Here is an 18,018-nt window from a genome sequence, read left to right on the forward strand (position 1 = left end):
CTTTTTCTTTAATTGTGTTAATTTAAAAGTATTAAAACAACGTCTTTTGGGACGTTGTTAGTAGTTAACTTATTATTTTACAGTTTATTATGTCTGATGAAGTAATTATTAGGTTTGATGAGGTTTATTTTGAATATTTGGAAAAACGCCCGGTACTTGACGAGGCGAGTTTTAGCGTACGTCGGGGATCTAAGATTACCTTAATGGGACAAAACGGAGCTGGCAAAAGCACTATTCTAAAACTTATTACTGGTGAGCTAAAACCCAAAAAAGGTCGTGTTTCAGTACCAGCTAACGCTACTATCGGAACCGCTAGACAGGTTATGAGTCGCGATGATCTTAAACTAACGGTTGAAGAATATTTAGCCGCGGCTTTTGAGGTTGTGCCTAAAAATATTGCTTCAACTGTATCTAAGTCTTTAGAGGCGGTAAACTTAGCTGTTCCGACAGATAAGTTAGTTGGTGATTTGTCCGGTGGACAACAAGCTAGGTTACTTTTGGCTTTTGCTTTAGTAACCAATCCAGATATTTTATTATTGGACGAGCCGACCAATAATCTGGATCGCTCGGGTATTGATCATCTAATTGAATTTTTGGTTATGTACGATAAAACCGTAGTGGTAATTTCTCATGACGCTGACTTTCTTAATTGTTTTACAGAGGGGGTGGTTTATTTGGATGTTTTTAGTCGTAAAACAGAACTTTATGTTGGAGATTATTTTTCTGTAGTGGAAGAGATTGAAAAAAGAATTGAAAGAGAAAGACGACAAAATGCTCAGTTAAGGAAGCAGATTATAGATCGCAAGGAAAAGGCTAACTTTTTTGCCCACAAGGGAGGTAAGATGAGAAAGCTAGCTAAAAAAATGCGAGATGAAACAGAAGAGCTTGAAGATAGTATGGTGGATGTGCGCCGGGAAGATAAAACTATTCGTCCCTTTAATATTCCGGTACAAGAAGTTTTCGGAGAGGTGGTTACTATTGATTATATTAATATTATTCGCAACCACGAAGTTGTTAAAAAAGAAGTTAATAAGGTTTTAAGAAAAAGATCAAGATTATTGGTTACCGGACCCAACGGTGCGGGTAAAACCACCTTCCTTCGTTCTTTGGCTAATAACGATTGTCCTGGAGCTAAGATTCAAGAGGGAATAACAGTTGGGTATTATAGCCAAGATTTTGCTACTTTGGATATTAATGAGACGGTTTTTGAAAGTCTGGAGAAAGTTATGGCTGAAGGACTTGACGTGCAAGAAATGCGTTCTATTGCTGCTGGTTTTCTTTTAACCGGCCAATTAATGGGTCATAGGGTGGCAGAGTTGTCTGAGGGTCAAAAAGGACTTTTGTCTTTTGCTCGTTTGGTTTTAATGAAACCTGGACTTTTAATCCTTGATGAACCTACTAACCATATTAATTTCCGTCATATCCCGATTATTGCCGAAGCGGTTAATGAGTATGAGGGCACTATTTTGTTAGTTAGCCACATGGATGATTTTGTTAGAGAGATTAAAGTGGATGAAGAGCTTGATTTTGGGAAGGTTTAAAATAGCTTCAACTTAATTTTTAGGTTATGAAAAACCCGCAATTTCTTCAATTGCGGGTTTAAAATTTAAAAAATTTCCGGTTTATCGGTGAAGCAATGGCTAATTCCCATTTCTTCACACCATCTTTTATCTTCTTGACTATTTATCCATCCAGCCATTACCTCTACGCCAGATTCTTTTAGTCGGATAATTTTTTCTTGCAGCACCTTCTTACGCCACACATTCCATTGGTTTATCGTGTAGTTGTCTTTATCGAAACCAAGGGTGATGCCGGTAAAGTCAAAGAATTCAACTTTTCCTAATAAACAAAAAGGATTAACTGCAATGAAATTTGTCTTTATTTCCTTCTCCCACCGAAGCTTTGAATATCTTAGGGCCCTTTTGAGTAGGTATTTGTCAAATGACAGGAGCCAACATTGACTATCTATGTTATTTTGCATAAGATAATCAATTATTATCGAAACTCCGCCATTTTTGGGCTCAATAAAATAAACAACGTCTTCTTTGTCTCTTGCAAAATTAACAAAATCTCTAAGGGTACTTATTTCAAGTGGCTTGTCGGAAATATTGTTTATTTCAAAGCTTTGAAAATCTTTTGAGGATAGATTATTATTTATTTCTTTACCTCCAAAGTTTATATTTTCGTGCCAGTTATTTATATCATCCGGAGGATGAAAGGCAAAGATTATATTATCGCTTGACTTAAAAGTGTCAAACTCAAAATATCTTTCTCCTTTTTCATATAGCTCCCCAAGAGACTTTGCGTGATTTTCATACCATTTAGGATCTTTTGTCCTATGGTTGATTTTTTTTATTGCACCTTTTTTTAAAGAATTCTCAGTAATCATTTTTTCTCCCTTTAAATTTTTTACTTTCCTCCACCTTGCCATAAATATATTAGGTTGTCAAGACCATGATTTTTCTGTCATTGTGATTTTCTTTAATCTTTGTTATAATTAAACTATCTATTGACCATCTTTAGCTTTAGGGTGGTCATTATCTATGTAAAAATTAATATTATATAATCTTTATGAAAATGAAAATAACTTTTATCAGGCACGGGGAGTCTGTTTACAATCTTAAAAATTTTTGTAATTCTCGTCCGAATAATAAGGTGGTGATTACTCCTTTAGGTAAAAAACAAGCCGCTAAAGCAGCCAAGGAGTTAAGTCGCGAGCCTTTTCAAGCTATTTTTATTTCGCAACTAATTAGAACCAGACAAACGGCTGATATTATAAATCGTTTTCATAAATTACCTTTAATTGAAGATAAAAGATTAAATGATAGGGCTACTGGTTTTGAAGGTAAGCATGTTAATTATTTCTATCAGTGGCGTAGTTTGCAAAAAAGCCCCTTTAAGTCTGTTCCGCCAGGGGGAGAGTCATATGAGCAAATGAAAACCAGATTAAGGCTTTTTTTAAAAGACTTACGCACCAGTGGTCTAAGAAACGTTTTGGTTGTTACTCATCTGCCGATCATTAAGGCCGCCAGAGGCTATTTTTTGGAGCTTTCCAATACGGCCATGGATTCTTGGACAGAAAAACAGGTACCAAATTGCAGGATTATACAATTTAAATTCCCCAAGAGACTTAATAAAAAGTAAGATTACAAGTATATTAACTTAAAAATTTTTTAATTTAGGTTTTAATTATATTACCACTGTTGATAATTTCTCTTGACTTATTGCCCTAAAAGAGTATAATTAAAGGATTGTTTTTTGAATTGTTTTTTAAAAAGCCAAAAATAAAGGGAGAAAAAAATGGCAAACCTAAACGAAGACACAAAATGTGTCTATTGTTCAAATCGTATTCCTCAATACTCTGATATTCATGAGTATATGATGGTCATCTGTATTGATACTGATGTCTATTTATGCAGAAAATGTATTAATGACATCGGGATTAATGAAATATTTTCAAGAAAAGAAATATTTTTTGACAGAGATTTGAGATATCGTCTTAGTCAATATGGTATCAAAATTAAAAAGATGTCAAAAACATTGAGTAAAAGCAAGGCACATGTTATAAAACCCGTCTTCGAAAAAGCGCTTGAAGACGCAAGTTTTTTAACAAAATTAAAGGTAGTGGAAGAAAAAAAAGCCAAGACTAAGAAAAAAAGAGAAAAATTCTTTTTCATTCCTGCTGGGCTATTTTTCTCTACAACGGAAGTGGTAGAGTTTGCGTTGGAGGAAATAGAATTAAACGGACAATATGGAACTTGTGTTTCCAAACTTCATTCCTTTGAGAAAAGGAGGCAGATAGTAAGGGAACAAGTTTTCAAAGCCCCTCTCCAAAACTAAATTTAATTTAAGTGTTTAATTTTAGGCACCGTCTATTTCTATTGACAGTGCCTCTTTTATTATTCTTTTATAAATTACTCATTTCCTTGACAACCCATCCCTTATTTTGCTACTCTTAAGGTAAATAATTTAAAATATCCCTATGACAGATTATTCACCGGCTGTTGATCAGTTAATTACCCGCTTAATGAAAGAACAGGGTATTGATGACACTGATTCATCGGCTAAAGAAAAGTTTCGCGAGGAAACTATGGATAGGATTAATAATTATATCCTAAACAGAATTCCAGACGATCGTTTAATTGAATTTGAAACTCTACTCCAAGAAAATGTTCCAGACCGTATTTCCGCTTTTTTGGAAGAAGTTTTATCTGGTTCAGAGTCCGAGTTGGGCTGGACCGCTTAGTTTAATTATTATTTAACCCCTCCTATATGTTTGAAAAAATCAATAACCTGTTCGGCAATAATAAGCAAGAGCAGGGATCTTTTGAAAGAGAAGCTGTAACTGAAAGAATTCTTAATAAACACGGAAAAGAGCTTTTTTCCAATTTTGCTGAAATGGATAAAAAACGTCGGGAAGCAATGGACAGTATTTAGTTGCCGTAATCTTAAAGCCTTTTTGATTTTTAAACATTAGAAATATTAAAATAAATGCGCCAAACGGTTGGCGCATTTATTTTTATTAATTTGTTTATTTTATCTGATTCTTGCCTTTACTTATACTTCTCATTAAAACCCTCTGTTTTAAGTTCAATCTTTTTAAAGAGAGGCTCAGCTTCTTTGATCTTTATCATTTTAACGATATTTTGTAATTCTCCTTCTTTAGGCCATTGTCTTTTTTCTTCGGTTTCTAGGCTAAGCATTGTACTTAAAAGATCTGCGGTTTTAGGTATAAGAGGAGCTATTAGGATATTAAGGGTTACTACAGCGGTTAAGGCACCAACCAGGACTTTATCTGCAGCTTTTGGATCGGTTTTCCTAAGTTGCCAGGGGGCGGTATCGCTTAAATATTTATTGGCATAAGCAGAGAGTTCAAGTACTTTTTCCCCATAAGCTTTAAATTTGCAATTAATCATGAGTTGTTTAGCTTCAATAAGGGTTTGTTCACAAAGCTTAACTACTTTTTCATCGGCTTGGGTTTCTTTTAGATCAAGATCTTGGGCTAATTTAAGAGAACGGAAGATAAAATTACCGAGGTTGGCAATTAAAAGATTATTGGTTTTGGCGATAAAGTCATCCCAGTTAAAGTCACTGTCTTTGTTTTCAGGCATAATAAGACAAAGATAAAAGCGGATAAGATCAAGATCAAAGTCAAGTAGCATTTTCTTGGGGTCCAAAGTAACTCCAAAACTTTTGGAAAAAGCTTGGTCATTAAGAGTTAAAAATTGGTTAATGGCTGGCATATCTGGTAAGTGTAATTTTTCGTCATAACTATGGAGTTGTCCTGGCCAAAAAAGAGCATGGAAAACTAAATTATCTTTACCGGCAAAGTAGTAGTGCTTAGCTTCCTGGTCATACCAAAAATCTTTCCACTTTTCACTGTTTCCGGTTTCTTCTTCACTCCATTTAATGGAAGCAGATAAATAACCAATTACCGCTTCAAACCAAACATAGATTCTTTTATGATCTGTGCCCGCTATTCTCAGCTCTTTGGGTAGTCTGTCTTTTGGAATAGGTACGCCCCAGTCTAAATCTCTGGTAATAGCCCTTGGTTTAAGACCTTCATTAAGCCATTGAGCTGCTTCGTTATATACCCAATCTCTCCAGGGAGCTTTTTTATCTTTTAGATAATCTTTTAAAAAGTCATTAAGTTTAGGCCAGTTAAAGAAATAATGTTCGGTGGTTTTCATCCCAACAGGTTGTTTAGTCATTTTACTTACCGGATTAATTAATTCGCCTTGTGATAAAACAGAACCGCATTCATCGCATTGATCGCTTCTGGCTTCTTTGTCTCCGCATTTGGGGCATTCTCCTTCTACGTAACGGTCTGGTAAGAATCTGTTTTCGCTTTCCGAATAATATTGCTCTGAAGATTCGGTATAGATAAAACCCTTTTTAGCCAAAGTAATAAAAACATCTTGAACAACCCTAAGATGAACCGGGTTGTCTGTTTTAGTGTAAAGATCAAAACTAAGGTTAAGTTCTTTAAAAAGCGCTTCATGTTTGGGGTGATATTCATTAACCACTTCTTCGGGCGTCATGTTTCTTTTATCTGCTTCAATGGTAATGGGTGTGCCAAAACAGTCTGAACCAGAGACCATTAAGACCTCCGCACCTGTTAGGCGATAGAAACGAGCCAAAAAGTCGGCTGGCAGAAGATAACCCGCCAAGTGTCCAAAGTGGATATTACCGTTAACATAAGGCCAAGCCACCCCGATAAAAACCTTTTTAGGTAAAGAAGGTACAGAAGGTAAAGAATCTTCAGTTTGATTATTATTCATAATTATTATTTATTGCTTAAAAGTCATTAACCACACACTCTCTTATACTCTATATAACACTCTATTAACACCTTATCATATACTGTTTGATTTTAGCTTGTTTTTGGAAAAAATTCAAGATTAAGGGTTTTGGTTTTTTAGTTTAGTTTTTTTAAGTTTTTTAATTTTTAAAAAAGTATGATACAGTAAATTTATATGAATCATTCACCTTGGCTTAAACAGCTTAATTCGAAAAGAAAATATGTTCGTTTAACCGGTAAGGCTAGGGCCGAGGCGGTAATTGTTGGAGCCGGTATTGCCGGTATTACCACTGCTTATTATCTTTTAACCAAGACAGATAAGCAAGTTATTATTTTAGAAGCGGATCGTTTAGCTCATGGCGCTACCGGACATAACGCCGGACAAGTAACCAGTTATCTTGAAAGACCTTTTGTGCAGCTGGTGGAAGACTTTGGTCTTAAGTTGGCTTGTGAAGGAGTTGCTTCTATTGAACATGCCTGGAATTTACTTGAAGAAATACTTGAAGAAACTTCTTTGCCAGTACCTTTTTATCATTGTCATGGTTATGCCGGTTACAGTACCCTAGAACAACTTCTTTTACGACTTGATGAAGAGTCTTTAAGACGAAAAGGAGGTCTGGCGGCTCGTGAATGGTTAATTATTGATGACCCCGCTATATTATTACGTATCCCGGATGACCTTTTAGCTTTTTGCCGAATAGTATCACGCCAAGACATTAAAGATGTTTTGGAAACCGATTCAGACCTTTATATAGCTGCCAAAGCTTCTCGTAAGGGTTGTCTTAATAGCGCTTTGTTCTGTGAGCAACTGGTGTCTTGGTTTGATCATCATTACCCTAATCGTTTTGCGCTATTTGAAAAGACTCCAGTTAACTCGGTTGATTTATCTCATAATGAAGCTATTTGCCAAACAGACCAAGGAGAAGTTATCGCCGAACGTGTTATTTTATGCACCAACGGTTTTGAAAATATTAAACTTAAGAATCATGACGGGCTGGATATAGACGGACGTTTTCATGAAAAGCTTTATGGTACTATTGGGTATATGGCCGGTTATCATACAAAGGAGAATAGACCACCGGCGGCTTTAAGTTATTTTGAAGAAAAATCACAAGAGGCTCTTGATCCTTATATATATTTAACCAGGCGCCCAACTGATTACAAGGAGCCAGGAGCTCGGGGAGAGAATTTAGTTTGTCTCGGGGGACCGGAGGTAAGCTTGGGAGAAAAGACTTCTTATAACAGGCATGAACATGGTTATCCAGAATGGGCAGCTAAAGAAATTGATGAGTTTATGAAAAGAACCTATCGTAATTATCCTAAAGACATGGATTTTGATTACATCTGGCACGGTTTAATGGGTTATACGGTTAACGGAGTAAGACTAGTTGGCTTTGAGCCTTGTAATCATCGTTTGCTTTATAATTTAGGTTGTAACGGAGTGGGTATTTTACCCTCTATTTTTGGGGCAGAAAGAATCTCTAAATTAATCAAAGGAGAAGTTCTCCCAATCTCAATTTTTGATCCCCAGGATCAAAGATGTTTATTGCCGGAGACTTAGTAAATTAATTTTTAGATTGATCGTGTTATAATAAATAAACACCTCAGAACGTTGAGGTGTTTATTTTTTATTTTACCCTTCTCCGTTTTGTTGTCTCCATAGAGCCGCGTAAAGATTTTTTTCTTGTAGTAGAGATTCATGATTACCGGCTTCGGCTAAATGACCTTTTTCAAGAACATAGATTCTATCTGAGTGTAGGATAGTGGAAAGCCTATGGGCTATTTGGATAATAATTAAATCAGGTCTGGCTTTGGCAATATCTTTAATGGTATCTATAATCGCTTGCTCTGTTATACTATCTAAGCTGGAAGTAGCTTCATCAAAGATTATTAGGCTAGGTTGTCTTAAAAGAGCTCTGGCAATGGCTAGGCGTTGTTTTTCTCCACCAGAGATCTTTAGCCCACCCTCACCGATACGGGTTTCAAGACCTTTGTCTCCACGTTCTGTTAGACTCATGGCGGAGGCTTGCTTTAAGGCAGCTAGACACTCTTGGTCTGAGGCTTCTGGGTTAACAAAGAGAAGGTTTTCTTTAATGGTGCCGGCAAAAAGTTGGGTGTCTTGTGAAACATAGCTAATCTTTTGTTTAAAAGATTCAAGCTTAATCGTTTGCATATCCAGGCCATTAATCATAATTTGCCCGCTACTGGGGTTATACAGACCCAAAAGGAGCTTAATTAAGCTTGTCTTCCCAGCACCTGATGGACCCACAAAAGAGATATTTTGGCCGGAGTTAATGGATAGGGAAATATCTGATAAAGCTTCTTCTTTGGCGGAGCTATATGAAAAACCGACATTTTTAAACTCCAAAGAGGAAATTTTATCTATCTCTTTATCTCTACCCTCGGTCTTTTCTGGCTCCATTTTTAAGATCTCATCTAAGACTTCGTTACTGGCTTTAGCTTCTTGATATTGCGAGGCTACGTTACTTAATTCATATAGGGGGTTAAAGATAAAGAAAGAGTAGAAGAGTAAGCTAAAGAATTGTCCTAAGCTGATAGACTCGGTAAACATCAGCCAAAGCATTAAAAAGAGTAGGCCGCTACGGCAAAGATTAATCAAACTACCCTGGATAAAGCTTAAGGTACGAACCAGTTTTATCTTTTTTAACTCCAACTCAAGAATCTCTAAATTAACTTTATTAAGTCTCTCGGTTTCTTGGTTCTCTAAGCCTAAACTTTTAACTAACTCCACGTTACGCAGAGTCTCAGTGGTGGAACCCGCTAAAGCGCCCATGTGTGAAACAATGGCTTGTTGGGCGGCTTTGATCTTTTTACTGATCAAAAAAGTTAAGCTACCCAAAGAGGGAAGTAGTAAAAAGAAAGCCAGAAAAATCGCCCAATGGACAATGGCGGAGTAAATAAGTACAAAGATTAATCCCACCATGGCTACAAAGACAATATTTATTGCCCCAGTAATAATCGCCTGATTATCTAATCTGGCTTTTTGTATTTTTTGCAGAATCTCTCCGGATTTTTGATCCTCAAAGACAAAGTATGGCAGTCCAAGAGAATGTTTAATGGCTCTAGCATACAAAGAGGTACCAATATGTTGGGTAACAAAACTTACGTAATAGTCCTGGAAGTTTTTGGCAATACGAGAAATTAAGGCTATAATGACAGAAGCTAAGAGTAAGAGCATTACGCCTTGTAAGAATTCAGCTCGGGATAGCTCGCCCACTCGGGTAGCGTAATTATCTATTAAGAGACGAAAGATTTGCGGATCCAATAAAGAAAATACCTGGTTGATGGTAGCTAAACCAAGAATCAGGACTAATTTCTTTTTATGCATCTTAAGGTAATTAAAGGTTAGTTTCATATAATAGTTGATGTAAAAATATTAAGAAAATAATAAAATTAAATGTTTAACAGGGTTTTTTATTAAACTTTTTTTATTAAATTTCGGATGAGGTAAATATAGGCTAAACCAGGATGTTTGTCCAGTATTTTTGTTCATCTGTTCATATATGGAAAATTGATATACTTTATGATATAATGATAATATGTAAAAGTTATTATTATATAAGGCTTAATCAGTTATCTTATGAAAATATTATCAATTAAAGCCCGAGAGATTTTGGATAGCCGAGGTTATCCCACAGTGGAAGCTGAGGTTATTTTGGAGAATGGTTTAAAGGCTAAGGCCTCGGTACCTTCCGGTGCCTCTACCGGTACCTATGAAGCCCTGGAGCTACGAGATGGTCGCCTTGAACGTTTTGCCGGCAGAGGCATCTTGAAGGCTATTAAGAACCTAGAAGGCCCAATAGCCCAAGCTCTTGCGGGCATGTCGGTCTTTGAACAGGAGAATCTGGATCAGGCTATGCTTGAATTAGACGGTACGGATAATAAAGAGAAATTGGGAGCTAACGCAATTTTAGCTGTCTCTTTAGCCTGTGCCAGAGCTGCTTCTTTAGCTAGACAACAACCTCTTTATCTTTATCTTTCTGAGCTTGCCGGACAAAGAGTAAAAAGAGAAGTTGAAATTATTCCCTTAATGAATGTTTTAAACGGTGGAGCTCATGCCGGTTGGACGACAGATATCCAAGAATATATGTTGGTGCCAAAGGGAGCAAAAACTTTTGCGGAAAAACTTCGTTCAGGAGTTGAAATCTATTATGCCTTAAAAGAAATTATTAAAGAAAACGGTTATGGCACTAACCTCGGGGATGAAGGTGGTTTTGCGCCAGAAGTTAAAGACAATGAAGAGCCTTTTAAGATGATATTATCTGCCATTGAAAAAGCTGGTTATAAGGCTGGGGAGGAAGTTAGTTTAGCTATTGATGCCGCTGCTTCAGAGTGGCATCGTAATGGACAGTATCATCTTAACAAGCAGGGGATAATGGACGCTGGTCGTTTAATGGATTGGTATGGTGATTTAATTAAAAAGTACCCGCTTATTTCTTTGGAAGATCCTTTTGGCGAAGACGATTGGAGCGCCTGGACTGAGTTTATGGAAAAAGTTAAAGATAAGGTTATGGTTGTTGGGGACGATCTTTATGTTACCAATGTTTCAAGAATTGAAAGAGGTTTGCAAGCCAAGGCCACTTCGGCGGTTTTAATTAAACCTAACCAAATAGGCACAGTAACTGAAACTCTTAAGGCTATAGCCCTTGCCAGACAAAGCGGACAAAAGATAGTTATTTCTCATCGTAGTGGAGAAACCAATGATGACTATATTGCCGACTTGGCGGTAGCTGTTCAGGCGGACTACCTTAAAGCCGGTGCTCCAGCCAGGGGAGAAAGAGTAGCTAAATATAACCGGTTGATGGAGATAGAAGAAGAGTTGGCTGAATAGGAATATATTATATAAGCACCTTAGTAAGAATATTAGTTATAATTATATTTTTAGCTAAGTTCTAGTCTAGATTTAACTTAGTAAAATCAATGTCATAAACCCGCCAAGCGCTTGGCGGGTTTATTGTTTTAAGACTTTAAGATACTTAAATTTTATTGATTTTTTTAAATATCCAAATTCTCCACCTTTTGGGCGTGAGTTTGGATAAAGTGTTTACGAGGAGCTACATCGCCACCCATTAAGGTTTCAAAAATTTCATTGGCCTTAACTCCGTCTTCAATGGTTACCACCTTAGTTAATCTAGTTTTTGGATCCATCGTAGTCTCCCAAAGCTGTCCCGGGTTCATTTCTCCAAGACCCTTATAGCGCTGGATACCAATCTTTTTAACAGTTGGAGTTTCTTTACCCTTTCCTTTACCTTTTGTTGTATCTTTTTCTTGAGCTTCTTCACCTTCTTCTGTTTTTTCCTCATCTTCTTTTTCTTTATCGCCATCATTATCTTCAGTATTTCCTTCAATCTCTTCAATGTTTTCTACAACTTCACCGCCCATTTCGGTTATAATGGAATTCTTTTCTTCATCAGAATAGGCATAGCGGATATTTGAGCCTTGTTTAAGTTGGTATAAAGGCGGTTGGGCGATATAAAGATGTCCGGCCATAATTAGATCATGAAAATGCCTAAAGAAGAGAGTTAACAATAGGGTACGAATATGGGCTCCGTCTACGTCGGCGTCGGTCATGATAATAATACGGTGATAGCGTAGCTTGGTAATATCAAACTGTTCTTGGATATTAGTACCTAAAGCGATAACCAAATTTTTTATTTCATTATTAGCTAACATTTTATCTAACCTAGCCCTTTCCACGTTAAGAATTTTACCACGCAATGGCAAAATTGCTTGGAAACTTCTATCTCGGCCTTGTTTAGCACTACCGCCGGCCGAGTCTCCCTCTACTATATATAGTTCGGAGTCTTCGGGATTACGACTTGAACAATCTGCTAGTTTACCGGGCAGAGTCATACCCTCCAAAGCACCTTTTCTTAAAATAGAAGCTCTGGCTGTGCGGGCGGCCATGCGGGCTTGGGCTGAGAGAAAACATTTAGCAATAATAGCTTCAGCTTCTTTAGGGTTTTCTTCCAAAAAGGTAGCTAAGGCTTCGCTCACCACTTGCTCAACATAGGTTTTCATTTCTGCGTTACCTAATTTGTCTTTAGTTTGTCCTTCAAATTGCGGATTAGGTAGTTTAACACTAATTACGGCGGTTAAACCTTCACGTACGTCCTCACCAGTTAGGTTCTCATCTTTTTCTTTTAAGAGATTTTTAGAGCGAGCATAGTTGTTCAGGGTACGAGTTAGGGCACCTCTAAAACCGATCAAATGTGAACCGCCACCTGGGTTGATAATATTATTGGCAAAAGTCAGAACATTTTCATTAAAGCCGTCATTATATTGCAGGGCTGTTTCTACTCGGCTATCATTAATGACTTTATCTACATAAAAAATAGTTTCATTTTTAACGCTATAGTTTCTATGCATAGAACGGATATAGGTTTGGATACCGCTTTCAAAATGAAAGGTGTGTTCTTTGGGGGTATGATCTTTACGATTATCATAAAGGCGAATGGTAATACCCTTGTTAAGATAAGCTTGTTGTCTTAGGCGATCCATAATTTTACCCCAATTATATTCAAGGTCTTCAAATATCTCGGAATCAGCCTGAAAGGTAATAGCTGTGCCGTTCTTTTTGGTTTTACCAACAGGCGCTACTTTTTTAACAGGTATACCTCTTTTATATTCTTGAACCCAAATTTGTCCGTCTTTATATACCTCGGCTTTAAGATAAGAGCTTAAGGCGTTAACTACGCTAGCTCCTACGCCATGTAAACCCCCTGAGACTTTATAGCCTCCACCACCGAATTTACCACCAGCGTGTAGAGTGGTCATAATGGTCTCTAAAGCAGAGACCTTGGTGGCCTTATGAATATCTACAGGAATACCTCGTCCGTTGTCGTTCACCCTTACCATATTGTCTGGCAAAAGCTCAACGGTTATTTCGCTAGCGTGTCCAGCCATGGCTTCGTCGATACCATTATCAACGATTTCCCAAATCAAATGGTGCAGTCCACTTGAAGAAGTGGAACCAATATACATACCCGGTCTTTTACGAACCGGATCAAGACCTTCCAAAACGGTAATGGAAGTGGCGTCATAAGCTTGAGGATTTTTCTTAGGAGTTTTGGCCATAGGAAATTTATTTGGTTAATTATTTTTTCTTTATTTTTCTTTAACACTAGATGAGATAAAATTTAATCTAAGATTTAATGATTAAACTCTTTTGGCGAAAAATAAAGGAGGCGGCAGAAAGCTTAAGCCTCAGCTTTATTTTAGCAAAGATTTTTGCTTTAAGCAAGCTTTTAAGTAGCCTTGTATGGCTCTTTTTAAGAGCTTTTTACTTGCTCCAATCGGCCTATTGTGGTATATTGGAGGTATGTTTATAGAGAAAAAAACCGAACATGAACTTCGTCCGGAAGGGGGACTGCCTTCTTATTCGGCCAAAGATCCTTGGTACGGTAAGAGAAAGAAAATTCTAATTTTTGGTATAGCTATTTTGGCTGTCATGCTAATGGCTGGTTTTTGGTTAATGGCTTTAATGAAAAACGACTCGGAAGATCTTTTACCGAGTGATGCTGAAGAGCAGGGTGTTTTACCCGGCACCCTTGAGCCTTCTGAAGACTCCCAAAATAATAATGGGCAGGGTAATTCAGATATTAAAGCTGAAAGTATTTTATTTGGAGATTATTACGAGCCTTTTGATGAACCGCTTGAGCTTAACTTAAATCCAGTAGAATTACCGCTTAATGTTAAGACTGATGTGGCTAATTATCATGAAGTAGCTAGACGGATTAATCTTGATCCAGTGATTGATAACCTTAATAGGGACGGTTTTGCGGTTTTGGATAATCAATTACCAGGTGATGATTTTTTTGCGCTATACAGGGAATTAGGTTCTCGTTCTTTACCTTATCTTATTACTTCTGACTTCTTAGTTTATTACCATCAAAATGTTTTAAAAAATACCTATAAACAAGTGGAAGCTTTTTTCTTTTATGAAACCCTTTGGTCTTTTAATAAAACCTTATTTGATCAAGCTAATGCTCGTTATCTGGCTCGTTTAAATCAGGTTGGACAAGTTAATGATCCGCTTTTAGAAGCTGCTAGACTGGAAGCCGCTTATTTTGCCACTGCTTTATCTGTGCTATCTCCCAAGGAAGGACAAATTAATCCCAATGAAGACCTTAATGATAATCGGACTTTTCGTCCCAGCGAAGTTCGTCGTTTTACTTTTGAGATTCCGGCTTATTTGGAAGGCGATGTTAGACAGGAATTGTCTTTAATCGCTTCTGCTTCTTCTTCTGAAAAATCTCCGGTTTTACTTTACCAAAGAAATTATCGTGATTTTATTGTTCCTCCTCAGTATTCGTCTAATGCTAAATTACGTAATGCCTATTTGGCTATTCGTTGGCAAGCTTCTTTGTTCCCAATGTTTTATCAAGATGAAGATTGCAGTGAGTGTCTTTTAGATAGAGATGATTGGGTGATTAATCAGACGGCGGCTTATTTGCTTTCGGCTGATATTGCATCCGACCAATTTTTAAAAAACGAGTGGGCCAAGATTTACAAGGTAGTGGCTTGGTTTGGTGGACTGCGTAGTGATTTGACTTATTTGCATTATGAAGAAGCTCGCCATAAACTTTTTCCAGAAGAAACACCAGAGGATATTTTTGCTGAAGATGTTTTTTCCAAACTACTCTCTTTAAGAGAAGAGCTTAAAGCTAAACAATTTGGCCGGGCTGAAGGCTCTTTATCCCGAAGTGGAGTTGATCAGTTGGGTATGCGTCTTTTACAAAGCGCTTATTGGCCGAGTGAATATCTTTTTAGTCGCTTAACTTTTGCTGAAGTAGGCGAACATTTAACCACTGACCCTAGTAAAGCTAATTTTTTAACGGCCTGTCGGTTAGCAGAATCACTTTTTCGTTGTCGCGGTATAGGTTATGATTTACTAGCCTTAGTGGCTGAGAAAGATTTGGAGAGCGCTTGGTTAAAAGACAATATGTCTTATCGTTTATATTCTCAAAGACAAAATGAGCTTAAAAATGAACTTTCTTTGTTTAATAAATATAGTTGGTATGGTAATAATTTTTGGACAACCCTTTCTTTGGCTGGTTCATTAGTTAATGGAGAAGAGCTTTTCCCTTACCAAAAAAATATTCGCTGGCATGAAAGATTAGCTTCTAGCGCCTTAGCTTCCTTATCTAACCTTGCCTCTTCGGCCGATCTTTGGCAAGTAGATAGAGAAGCTGTGGGTGGATTGGAGATTGTCGGAGGTCAAGATGATTGGCTTTATGTTGAGACTAATCTTGATTTTATAGAAGAGCTGGCGGCTACCACTAAGATGGTTCATCGGGCGTTGGTTGATCTTGGGGTAGTTAGGGAAAATGATCCCGAACTTAGTGAGCTTTATAATCAATTAATGACAGTTAGAAGAGTGGCCAGGGCACAGATGAGCGGTGAAGAGCCTGAGGTCGGAGATTTACAGGCCTTAGCTGATTTGGTTAGCAAGTATAGAGTAACGGAAAGTCGCAGTGGTTTAGTTAAACAAGAATTTATTAATCCTTCGGATAGTAGTGTGCATGTTGTTAACCAAAATATAAAACCCTTGCGCCTGCTTTTATCTTTGCATAAAAGGGATGATAGAATAATTTTAAATGTCGGGCCAATTTTCTCTTATAGAGAAATAGTGCCTTAGAGTTTTAATTATTTGATTTAATTTATGAGTTTTAATAAATCATCAATTAGGGAGTCTCCTGAAAAAAAGCAAGATTCTGACCATTCTTTAGGTAGTGAGGTTTCGGATAGACAGCTTAATTTCAGTCTATGGTTTATCCGTCATCAAGCTCGCTTATGGATGGGAGTTTTAGTTATTTTATTAGTCGTTGGAGCTTCTACTTTGGGTTATTCTTTATTTAAATTCGGTCATTATCTTATTTTTGGGCTAGGAGAAGATCAGCGCTTACAATTTGAGTTGTCTTCTTCTCCTAATCCATCGTTTGATAGACAAAATTTTTTTGATAACTTTTATTATTCTCCGGTAACAGTAATTGCCTTTGATTCAGAAAAATCTGATCTGGTGGCCTCAGTCGGTAATGAAAACAGTCGCTCGGTGGCTCGTTTTAATTATCGTTTTGAATATAACGGAGAAAGATTAGATGGAGGAGAGAGCTTTGTCTTACCAGGAGAAACAAAATATTTAATTTCCCTAGCTCAGCCCCTTAGTAGCTTGGCGGGAGTTGAGTTGATTATTGAAGATCTTCGTTTTCAAAATTTAAGCCCAAGACTTATTCCTGATTGGCAACAATATCGTCTTGACAGACTTGATTTTTTAATTGAAAAACCAACTTTTGTACCTGGTTCGGCTAATCCTTTATCTGAAAGAGTTAATTTAAGCGAGGTTCGTTTTAATATCAGTAACCAAACAGCTTACGGTTATCGCAATGTACCTTTATTGATAGTTTTAAAAAGGCAAGGTGAAACAGTGGGGGTTAACAGGCATTATTTAAGTGATTTTTATTCCGGGCAATCAAGAGCTGTTACTTTGGTTTGGCCAGGTAGACTTACGGCAGTTGATCAGATTGAGGTTTTGCCTGATCTTGATATTTTTGATGAGAATGTTTATTTGCGTTATTTTGCCCGTTAAATATGCGACGTTTACTACTTTTTTTTCGTAAGATAGATTGGCTCTTTATCGGGCCGATTGTTATATTGATCAGTTTCGGTTTATCTGAGATTTACAGCATGGGCCTGGGACAAGGACAGGGTTCTTTTATTGAAAGACAGTTAATCTTTGCCGGTTTTGGTTTACTGGTATTTTTTATTTTGGCTGGTTTGGATTATCATCATGTTTCTTCTTATCATGGTTATCTTTATCTGGGAGCGCTTTTTCTTTTACTAGCGGTTTTATTTTTTGGGCAGACAATTAGCGGAACTAAGGGTTGGTTTGGTTTTTTCGGTTTAGGAATCCAGCCAGTGGAGTTTGCCAAACTGGCTTTATTGATTTTCTTGGCTCGTTATTTTTCTAAAGTTTCTCCAAACAACAGACCGCTTAAGCATTTATTTATTACCGGTGGAGCTGCGGCTTCTTTGATTTTTCTGGTTCTTTTACAGCCTGATTTTGGTTCAGCCATGGTTTTATTCTTCCTGTGGTTTTTGATGATTATAGCGGCTGGTTTTAAATTTAAATACATTTTAAGTCTTATTTTAATCGGACTTTTGCTTTTTAGCATAGCTTGGCAGTTTTCTTTTAAAGATTATCAGAAACAAAGAGTTATGACTTTTTTAAGCCCAGCTTCCTCTTCGGCTGATTATAATGTTAGGCAAGCAATTATTGCGGTGGGTGCCGGTGGTCTTTATGGCAGGGGACTGGGTTTTGGTTCACAGTCTCAGTTACGTTTCTTACCAGAGGCTAATACTGACTTTATTTTTGCGGTTATTGCCGAAGAATTGGGCTTTATTGGAGTGTTAGTGGTTTTAGCTTGTTTTGGCCTTATTTTCTATCGTTTAGCTTCATCTGTTCCTAGAATACGTAGTTATTTCGGCTCTTTGGTAATTGTTGGTGGGGCTGGCTTGATTTTTTTACAAATGTTTGTTAATATAGGCATGAACATGGGAATTTTGCCAGTGGTTGGTTTACCCCTGCCGTTTGTCAGCTACGGAGGCAGTTCCTTGATTACTGGTTTGGCTATGGCCGGCATTATGCAAAGTATCATGATGCGAGCCACCACCAAACGCTAGGGCTTTGTCCCTTA

The 18,018-nt window shown here is 37.2% G+C and carries 14 protein-coding genes; 10 read left to right on the forward strand and 4 right to left on the reverse strand.

Annotation, left to right across the window (positions count from 1 at the left end):
- The first annotated feature begins 89 nt into the window (after positions 1 to 89).
- Positions 90 to 1,541 (forward strand): ATP-binding cassette domain-containing protein, encoded by a 1,452-nt coding sequence (locus QY321_01135; protein ID WKZ25019.1) that lies wholly within the window; start codon positions 90 to 92, stop codon positions 1,539 to 1,541.
- Between the two features lie 65 nt (positions 1,542 to 1,606).
- On the opposite strand, the gene QY321_01140 is transcribed toward QY321_01135, so the two are convergent.
- On the reverse strand, positions 1,607 to 2,431 hold the full coding sequence (locus QY321_01140; protein ID WKZ25020.1) for a hypothetical protein: 825 nt from the start codon (positions 2,429 to 2,431) through the stop codon (positions 1,607 to 1,609).
- 140 nt (positions 2,432 to 2,571) lie between these two features.
- Here QY321_01140 and QY321_01145 point away from each other — a divergent pair, with 140 nt between their 5' ends.
- The 4 genes from QY321_01145 to QY321_01160 all read left to right on the forward strand — a co-directional run bounded on the left by QY321_01145 (position 2,572) and on the right by QY321_01160 (position 4,437).
- Complete coding sequence (locus QY321_01145) at positions 2,572 to 3,144, forward strand: histidine phosphatase family protein (GenBank protein ID WKZ25021.1); 573 nt, start codon at positions 2,572 to 2,574, stop codon at positions 3,142 to 3,144.
- Between the two features lie 156 nt (positions 3,145 to 3,300).
- The gene (locus QY321_01150) at positions 3,301 to 3,840 is read left to right on the forward strand and encodes a hypothetical protein (protein ID WKZ25022.1); all 540 of its coding nucleotides are present in this window, start codon (positions 3,301 to 3,303) and stop codon (positions 3,838 to 3,840) included.
- Positions 3,841 to 3,982: 142 nt separating this feature from the next.
- Entirely contained in the window at positions 3,983 to 4,246 is a 264-nt protein-coding gene (locus QY321_01155; GenBank protein WKZ25023.1) for a hypothetical protein, read from the forward strand.
- A gap of 26 nt (positions 4,247 to 4,272) precedes the next feature.
- Positions 4,273 to 4,437 (forward strand): hypothetical protein, encoded by a 165-nt coding sequence (locus QY321_01160; protein WKZ25024.1) that lies wholly within the window; start codon positions 4,273 to 4,275, stop codon positions 4,435 to 4,437.
- A gap of 116 nt (positions 4,438 to 4,553) precedes the next feature.
- On the opposite strand, the gene metG is transcribed toward QY321_01160, so the two are convergent.
- On the reverse strand, positions 4,554 to 6,281 hold the full coding sequence (metG, locus tag QY321_01165; GenBank protein ID WKZ25025.1) for a methionine--tRNA ligase: 1,728 nt from the start codon (positions 6,279 to 6,281) through the stop codon (positions 4,554 to 4,556).
- A 195-nt stretch (positions 6,282 to 6,476) separates the two neighbouring features.
- On the opposite strand from metG, the gene QY321_01170 reads away from it, so the two are divergent.
- A complete protein-coding gene (locus QY321_01170) occupies positions 6,477 to 7,862 on the forward strand; it encodes an FAD-binding oxidoreductase (GenBank protein WKZ25026.1) in 1,386 nt (461 codons plus the stop codon).
- A gap of 72 nt (positions 7,863 to 7,934) precedes the next feature.
- Here QY321_01170 and QY321_01175 read toward each other — a convergent pair whose 3' ends face one another.
- Complete coding sequence (locus tag QY321_01175) at positions 7,935 to 9,677, reverse strand: ABC transporter ATP-binding protein (GenBank protein WKZ25027.1); 1,743 nt, start codon at positions 9,675 to 9,677, stop codon at positions 7,935 to 7,937.
- Between the two features lie 225 nt (positions 9,678 to 9,902).
- Here QY321_01175 and eno point away from each other — a divergent pair, with 225 nt between their 5' ends.
- On the forward strand, positions 9,903 to 11,153 hold the full coding sequence (gene eno, locus QY321_01180; protein ID WKZ25028.1) for a phosphopyruvate hydratase: 1,251 nt from the start codon (positions 9,903 to 9,905) through the stop codon (positions 11,151 to 11,153).
- A 164-nt stretch (positions 11,154 to 11,317) separates the two neighbouring features.
- Here the strand turns inward: eno and gyrB are convergent, their stop codons facing one another.
- Complete coding sequence (gene gyrB, locus QY321_01185) at positions 11,318 to 13,399, reverse strand: DNA topoisomerase (ATP-hydrolyzing) subunit B (protein ID WKZ25029.1); 2,082 nt, start codon at positions 13,397 to 13,399, stop codon at positions 11,318 to 11,320.
- 184 nt (positions 13,400 to 13,583) lie between these two features.
- Here gyrB and QY321_01190 point away from each other — a divergent pair, with 184 nt between their 5' ends.
- Genes QY321_01190 through QY321_01200 form a run of 3 tightly spaced genes read left to right on the forward strand, consistent with a single transcriptional unit; the run spans position 13,584 to position 18,004 of the window.
- Positions 13,584 to 15,962 (forward strand): DUF3160 domain-containing protein, encoded by a 2,379-nt coding sequence (locus tag QY321_01190; GenBank protein ID WKZ25030.1) that lies wholly within the window; start codon positions 13,584 to 13,586, stop codon positions 15,960 to 15,962.
- Between the two features lie 24 nt (positions 15,963 to 15,986).
- A complete protein-coding gene (locus QY321_01195; protein WKZ25031.1) occupies positions 15,987 to 16,910 on the forward strand; it encodes a hypothetical protein in 924 nt (307 codons plus the stop codon).
- Positions 16,911 to 16,912: 2 nt separating this feature from the next.
- Entirely contained in the window at positions 16,913 to 18,004 is a 1,092-nt protein-coding gene (locus QY321_01200) for an FtsW/RodA/SpoVE family cell cycle protein (protein WKZ25032.1), read from the forward strand.
- Positions 18,005 to 18,018 lie beyond the last annotated feature (14 nt).

Source organism: Patescibacteria group bacterium (genome assembly GCA_030583705.1).
GTDB lineage: Bacteria > Patescibacteriota > Patescibacteriia > Patescibacteriales > Patescibacteriaceae > Patescibacterium.

Coding starts and splice junctions, on each gene's coding strand:
- QY321_01145 (WKZ25021.1), top strand. CDS start 2,572: ATGAAAATGAAAATAACTTTTATCAGGCACGGGGAGTCTGTTTACAAT.
- eno (WKZ25028.1), top strand. CDS start 9,903: ATGAAAATATTATCAATTAAAGCCCGAGAGATTTTGGATAGCCGAGGT.
- QY321_01190 (WKZ25030.1), top strand. CDS start 13,584: ATGGCTCTTTTTAAGAGCTTTTTACTTGCTCCAATCGGCCTATTGTGG.
- QY321_01175 (WKZ25027.1), bottom strand. CDS start 9,677: ATGAAACTAACCTTTAATTACCTTAAGATGCATAAAAAGAAATTAGTC.
- QY321_01170 (WKZ25026.1), top strand. CDS start 6,477: ATGAATCATTCACCTTGGCTTAAACAGCTTAATTCGAAAAGAAAATAT.
- QY321_01135 (WKZ25019.1), top strand. CDS start 90: ATGTCTGATGAAGTAATTATTAGGTTTGATGAGGTTTATTTTGAATAT.
- gyrB (WKZ25029.1), bottom strand. CDS start 13,399: ATGGCCAAAACTCCTAAGAAAAATCCTCAAGCTTATGACGCCACTTCC.
- QY321_01200 (WKZ25032.1), top strand. CDS start 16,913: ATGCGACGTTTACTACTTTTTTTTCGTAAGATAGATTGGCTCTTTATC.
- QY321_01150 (WKZ25022.1), top strand. CDS start 3,301: ATGGCAAACCTAAACGAAGACACAAAATGTGTCTATTGTTCAAATCGT.
- QY321_01160 (WKZ25024.1), top strand. CDS start 4,273: ATGTTTGAAAAAATCAATAACCTGTTCGGCAATAATAAGCAAGAGCAG.
- QY321_01155 (WKZ25023.1), top strand. CDS start 3,983: ATGACAGATTATTCACCGGCTGTTGATCAGTTAATTACCCGCTTAATG.
- QY321_01140 (WKZ25020.1), bottom strand. CDS start 2,431: ATGGCAAGGTGGAGGAAAGTAAAAAATTTAAAGGGAGAAAAAATGATT.
- QY321_01195 (WKZ25031.1), top strand. CDS start 15,987: ATGAGTTTTAATAAATCATCAATTAGGGAGTCTCCTGAAAAAAAGCAA.
- metG (WKZ25025.1), bottom strand. CDS start 6,281: ATGAATAATAATCAAACTGAAGATTCTTTACCTTCTGTACCTTCTTTA.